Annotated in this window: 3 protein-coding genes and 1 pseudogene; 1 reads left to right on the forward strand and 3 read right to left on the reverse strand. The window is 68.0% G+C overall.

The window, feature by feature from the left end:
* The 3 genes and pseudogenes from RMO04_RS08895 to RMO04_RS08905 form a co-directional block, all read right to left on the reverse strand.
* Positions 1 to 312: pseudogene (locus RMO04_RS08895) on the reverse strand (DUF885 domain-containing protein); the annotation flags it as partial.
* 2 nt (positions 313 to 314) lie between these two features.
* Positions 315 to 2,141, reverse strand: coding sequence for a DUF885 family protein (locus RMO04_RS08900; RefSeq protein WP_309644427.1), 1,827 nt, complete (start codon positions 2,139 to 2,141; stop codon positions 315 to 317).
* The gene (locus RMO04_RS08905; RefSeq protein ID WP_309644428.1) at positions 2,138 to 3,997 is read right to left on the reverse strand and encodes a DUF885 family protein; all 1,860 of its coding nucleotides are present in this window, start codon (positions 3,995 to 3,997) and stop codon (positions 2,138 to 2,140) included. The genes RMO04_RS08900 and RMO04_RS08905 overlap by 4 nt, the downstream gene beginning before the upstream one ends.
* Positions 3,998 to 4,188: 191 nt before the next feature.
* On the opposite strand from RMO04_RS08905, the gene RMO04_RS08910 reads away from it, so the two are divergent.
* Positions 4,189 to 4,392, forward strand: a 204-nt coding sequence (locus tag RMO04_RS08910) for a hypothetical protein (RefSeq protein WP_309644429.1), incomplete at its 3' end; no start/stop codon positions are given.

The raw sequence follows: 4,392 nt of genomic DNA on the forward strand, positions 1-4,392 counted from the left end.
GGCCGGCGACAGAGCGTTGCGATCGATGGCCTTCAGCTTGGCCACCCGCGCGCGGGTCTGGCCCAGGCGCTTCTCGCGTCCGGCGGCGGAATAGTCGTCGAGCTGGCTCTTGAGCGCCGCCCGCACGCCCTTGTCGAGGCCGAGGCCCGTGGCCCGCTCGGGACTCTCGTCGACCGCCTCCTCGAACATGGCGTCCAGCAGGGTTTTCAGTCGGGCGTCCTCGCCGGCCTGGGCGATGGCGGGCGTAGCGGCGACGAGGGCGCCGGCGGCGGTGGTCGCGAGGAAGGCGCGACGGTCGAGTTGCTGGGTCAAGGTCAGGCTCTCGCGTTGGAAACGTGTTGATCGATGACGGATTCCAGCACCGTCAGGGGCATGGCCCCCGACAGCAGGCCCGCGTCGTGGAACTTGCGGATGTCGAACCTGGAGCCAAGGGCGGTCCTCGCCTTGGCGCGCAGGCGTAGCCAGGTGAGCTTGCCGACCATGTAGCTGCAGGCCTGACCCGGCCAGACGCAGTAGCGTTCGATCTCGGTGGCCGCCGAGCTGGGCGGCGAGCCATCGATGGAGCTCATGGTCTCGATGGCCTTCTCGCGGCTCCAGCGTTTGGCGTGCAGACCGGTGTCGACGACCAGCCGGGCGGAGCGGAACAGGGCCGCCTGCAGCATGCCCAGTTCGCCAAGGGGATCGCCCTCATAGACGCCCATTTCCTTGGCCAGCTCCTCGGAATAGAGCGCCCAGCCCTCGCTATAGGCTGGGAAGCCGGCGATCCGGCGCAGCATCGGCAGATCGGCCTCCTGCTGCAGCGAGCGTTGCAGGTGATGGCCCGGAATGGCCTCGTGATAGGTGAGCGTCTTCAGCGTCCACTTGGGGTTCTCGGCGCTGTCGCGCAGATTGATCCAGTAGATGCCCGGCCGCGAGCCGTCCAAGGCGGGGCGGTTGTAGTAGCCGCCCGGCGCTCCGGCCTCGATGAATTTGGGCACCCGGCGGATCTCGACCTCGGCCTTGGGCAGGGCGCCAAAGGTCTCGGGCAGTCGCGGCCGGATCGCCTTCACCATCTCGTTCAGGTCGGCGATGAGCTGGACCTTGGCCTCGTCGGTGTTCGCGTAGTGATACTTCGGGTCCTTGAAGAGCGCGTCGATGCGCGCGCCCACCGAGCCTTGAGTGTAGCCGGCGCCTTTCAGGATGACATCGGCCCGGGCTGAGAGCGCCTTGGCCTGTTCCAGGCCCAGCTCGTGAATCTCCTGGGCGGTCAGGGTGGTGGTGGTCATGGCCCGCAAGGCGGACTGGTAGTAGGCCTCGCCGTCAGGCAGCCGCCAGACGCCGGCGTCGTGGGTCGCCTTCGCCTTCAGCGACTCCATGTGGGCGATCTGGCGGTCCAGGGCGGGGATGACCTTGTCGGCGTAGATCCTGGCCGCCTGGCCCGCATAGTCGCCGGCCACGCCCTTGTCCTTGGCCCGGGTCGCCACCGAGGTGACCAGGGGCGAGGCGGCGGGATCGGTCTTGAGGCCCCGCATCTGGATCAGGGCGCGCTCGATGACGAAGTCGGGCGGGACGACGCCGAGGGCCACGTCGTGACGGGCGCGTTCCAGCTCCTGATCCATGACGCCGCCGAAGGCGTCCAGCCGCGCGATATAGGCGTCGGCGTCTGCCTTGGTCTCGAGGGTGTGCTGGGAGCCCAGGAAGTCGGGGATGTCCTGGTAGGCGCCGTTGAGCTGGGACAGGACATAGGTGGTCCGCCCGCCGTTGGAACCGTATTTGAAGCGCGCGTCCGCCTGGGCCTCGGTCTCCAGATTGAACTTCACCGCGTCGTAATTGGGCTTGTCGCCGTCAGAGAGCTTGGCGCGATCCACCGTTCCCAGGCGCTTGAGCTGGTCGGCGGTGCGCGCCTTGTCCTGGGCGAGATCGGCCAGGGACTCGCCATTCAGCTTCGACTTGGCGGCGGCCCTGGCCCCCTTGTCGAGGCCAAGGCTGGTGGCGCCCTGGGGCGAGGCGTCCAGGCCCTCCTCGAAGAATTGGTCGAAGAGGACCCGCATCTTGGCGTCCTCTTCGGTGCGCGTCGCCGCGAAGGCGGGAGCGCCCGCCAGCAGGGCGAGCCCCGCGGTCGAGCCGAGAAAGGCGCGGCGGTCGAACTGCATCCGGCTCATGCCTTCATCTCCGCGATGTGGCGATCCATTATGCCCTCGAGCACCGTGAGCGGCGTGGAGCCGCCCAGCAGGCCCGCATCATGGAACTTGCGGATGTCGAACTTCGGGCCCAGGGCGGCCTGGACCTTGTCGCGCAGCCGCAGCCAGGTGAGCTTGCCCACCATGTAGCTGCAGGCCTGGCCCGGCCAGACGCAGTAGCGCTCGATCTCGGTGGTGGCCGAGGACTTCAGCGAGCCGTCGATGGAGGTCATGGTGTCGATGGCCTTCTCGCGGCTCCAGCGCTTGGCGTGCATGCCGGTGTCGACCACCAGCCGCGCCGAGCGGAACAGCGAAGACTGGATGTAGCCGATCTCGCCCAGCGGGTCGTCGGCATAGACCCCCATCTCCTTGGCCAGGTGCTCGGCGTAGAGCGCCCAGCCCTCGCCATAGGCCGACAGGAAGATCACCCGCCGGATCATCGGCAGGTCGGCTTCCTGTTGCAGCGCCAGGTGCATGTGGTGGCCCGGAACGCCCTCATGATAGGTGAGCGTCGGTAGGGTCCATGTGGGGTTCTCGGCGGTGTCGCGCAGGTTGATCCAGTAGATTCCGGGCCGCGAGCCATCCAGGGTCGGCTGGTTGTAATAGCCGCCCGGCGCGCCGGCCTCGATGAAGGTCGGGACCCGCTTGATCTCCAGCGGCGCCTTGGGAAGCGTGCCGAAATAATCGGGCAGTCGCTTGGACATCGCCTCGACCTTGCCATTGAGGTCGGAGAGCAGCTTGAGCTTGCCCGCGTCGGTGTTTGGGTAGCGGTACTTTTTGTTGTCGAATAGGGCGCGGATGCGGGCGCCCACCGTGCCCTGGGTCATGCCCTGGGCGCGCAGCAGCACCTCGGCGCGGGCCGACAGCTCCTTGGCCTGCTCCAGGCCGATATTGTGAATCTCGTCGGCGGTCAGCGTGGTGGTCGTCGAACCCAGCAGGGCGTGATGGTAGTAGGCCTCGCCGTCCGGCTGGCGCCAGACGCCGGCGTCGTGGACGGCCTTGGGCTGCGTCTGTTTGAACAGGGCGATCTGGCGCTCCAGGGCCGGACGCACGGCGTCGAGATAGATCTTCGAGGCATGGCCCGCATAGTCGCCGGCGATACCCTTGGCCTTGGCCCGGTCGGCCACCGAGCTGACCAGCGGCGACTTCTCCGGCGCGACCAGCAGGTTGTTCATGGTGGTGAGCGCGCGGGAGATCACGAAGTCGGGCGGGATCACACCTGCGTCGATGTCCCGCCGCGCCCGCTCGGTCTCCTGGTTCATGACCGCGCCGAAGTCGGCCAGCCGGGACAGATAGGCGTCGGCGTCCTCCTTGGTCTCGATCCGGTGCTGCGAGCCCAGGAAGTCTGGCGTCTGCTGATAAGAGCCGGTGAGCTGGGACAGGATGTAGGGCTGGCCCGCGCCCAGATAGCCATAGTCGAACCGTTGGTTGGCAGCCTCGCCGGTCTCCAGGCCGAACATCATGCTGTCGTAGTTGACCGCCGCCATGCCGCTGAGCTGGGCGCGGTCGATGGCCTTGAGCCGGCCCAGGAACTGCGTGTTCTGCGCCTTGTCACGGGCCCGGTCGGCCAGGGAAGCGTCGTCGAGCTTGAACTTGGCCTGGCTGCGCGCGCCATTGTCGAGGCCGAGGCTGGTGGCGAGCTGGGGCGAATCGTCCACGGCCGCCTGGAACACGTCGTCGAGGAACTTGGTGAGCTGTTCGCCGGCCTTGGGGGCCGGCGGCGGGGGCGGAGGCGCGGGTGGCGCGGGCGGCGGAGCAACGGGCTGGGCCGTGCTGGCGCAGCCCGCCAGGGCCATGGTCGCGCCTGCGGCCAGTAAAAGTTGACGGCGGCTCTGCATGGCCCCCTCCCCGGTGGTTACAAAAGTGACGCGACCCTATGGGGCGGGGTGCGAGCCCCGCAAGACGGCGGCGTGGCGCGGCGGGTTAATTCGACGTAATGCAGGACATGCGCCTTCGTGAGCCTGTCGTAGAACCGACCCATTCTGCGCGCATTCCTTAGATCGACCCCACGTCTGGAAGTTACTCCGCTGTGACCGAGACCCCACCCGCCGACTGGAATCGCAAGCTCGCGCCCTACAAGCGTCCCAGCCTGGGCCGCAGTCTGTTCGAACTGGTGCTGACCGCCACGGCGCTCGGCACGTTGTGGGCACTGGGCTGGGTGGCCATGCATTTCGGCCTGTGGTGGCTGGCCCTGGCGCTCACCGTGCCCGCCGCGGCCTTCCTGGTGCGGCTG

The sequence above is a fragment of the Phenylobacterium sp. genome, from assembly GCF_031412415.1.
Lineage (GTDB): Bacteria > Pseudomonadota > Alphaproteobacteria > Caulobacterales > Caulobacteraceae > Phenylobacterium.

What these genes read in the sequence shown, in the direction of transcription:
- RMO04_RS08900 (WP_309644427.1), bottom strand. Translation starts at nt 2,141, where the DNA reads ATGAGCCGGATGCAGTTCGACCGCCGCGCCTTTCTCGGCTCGACCGCG.
- RMO04_RS08905 (WP_309644428.1), bottom strand. Translation starts at nt 3,997, where the DNA reads ATGCAGAGCCGCCGTCAACTTTTACTGGCCGCAGGCGCGACCATGGCC.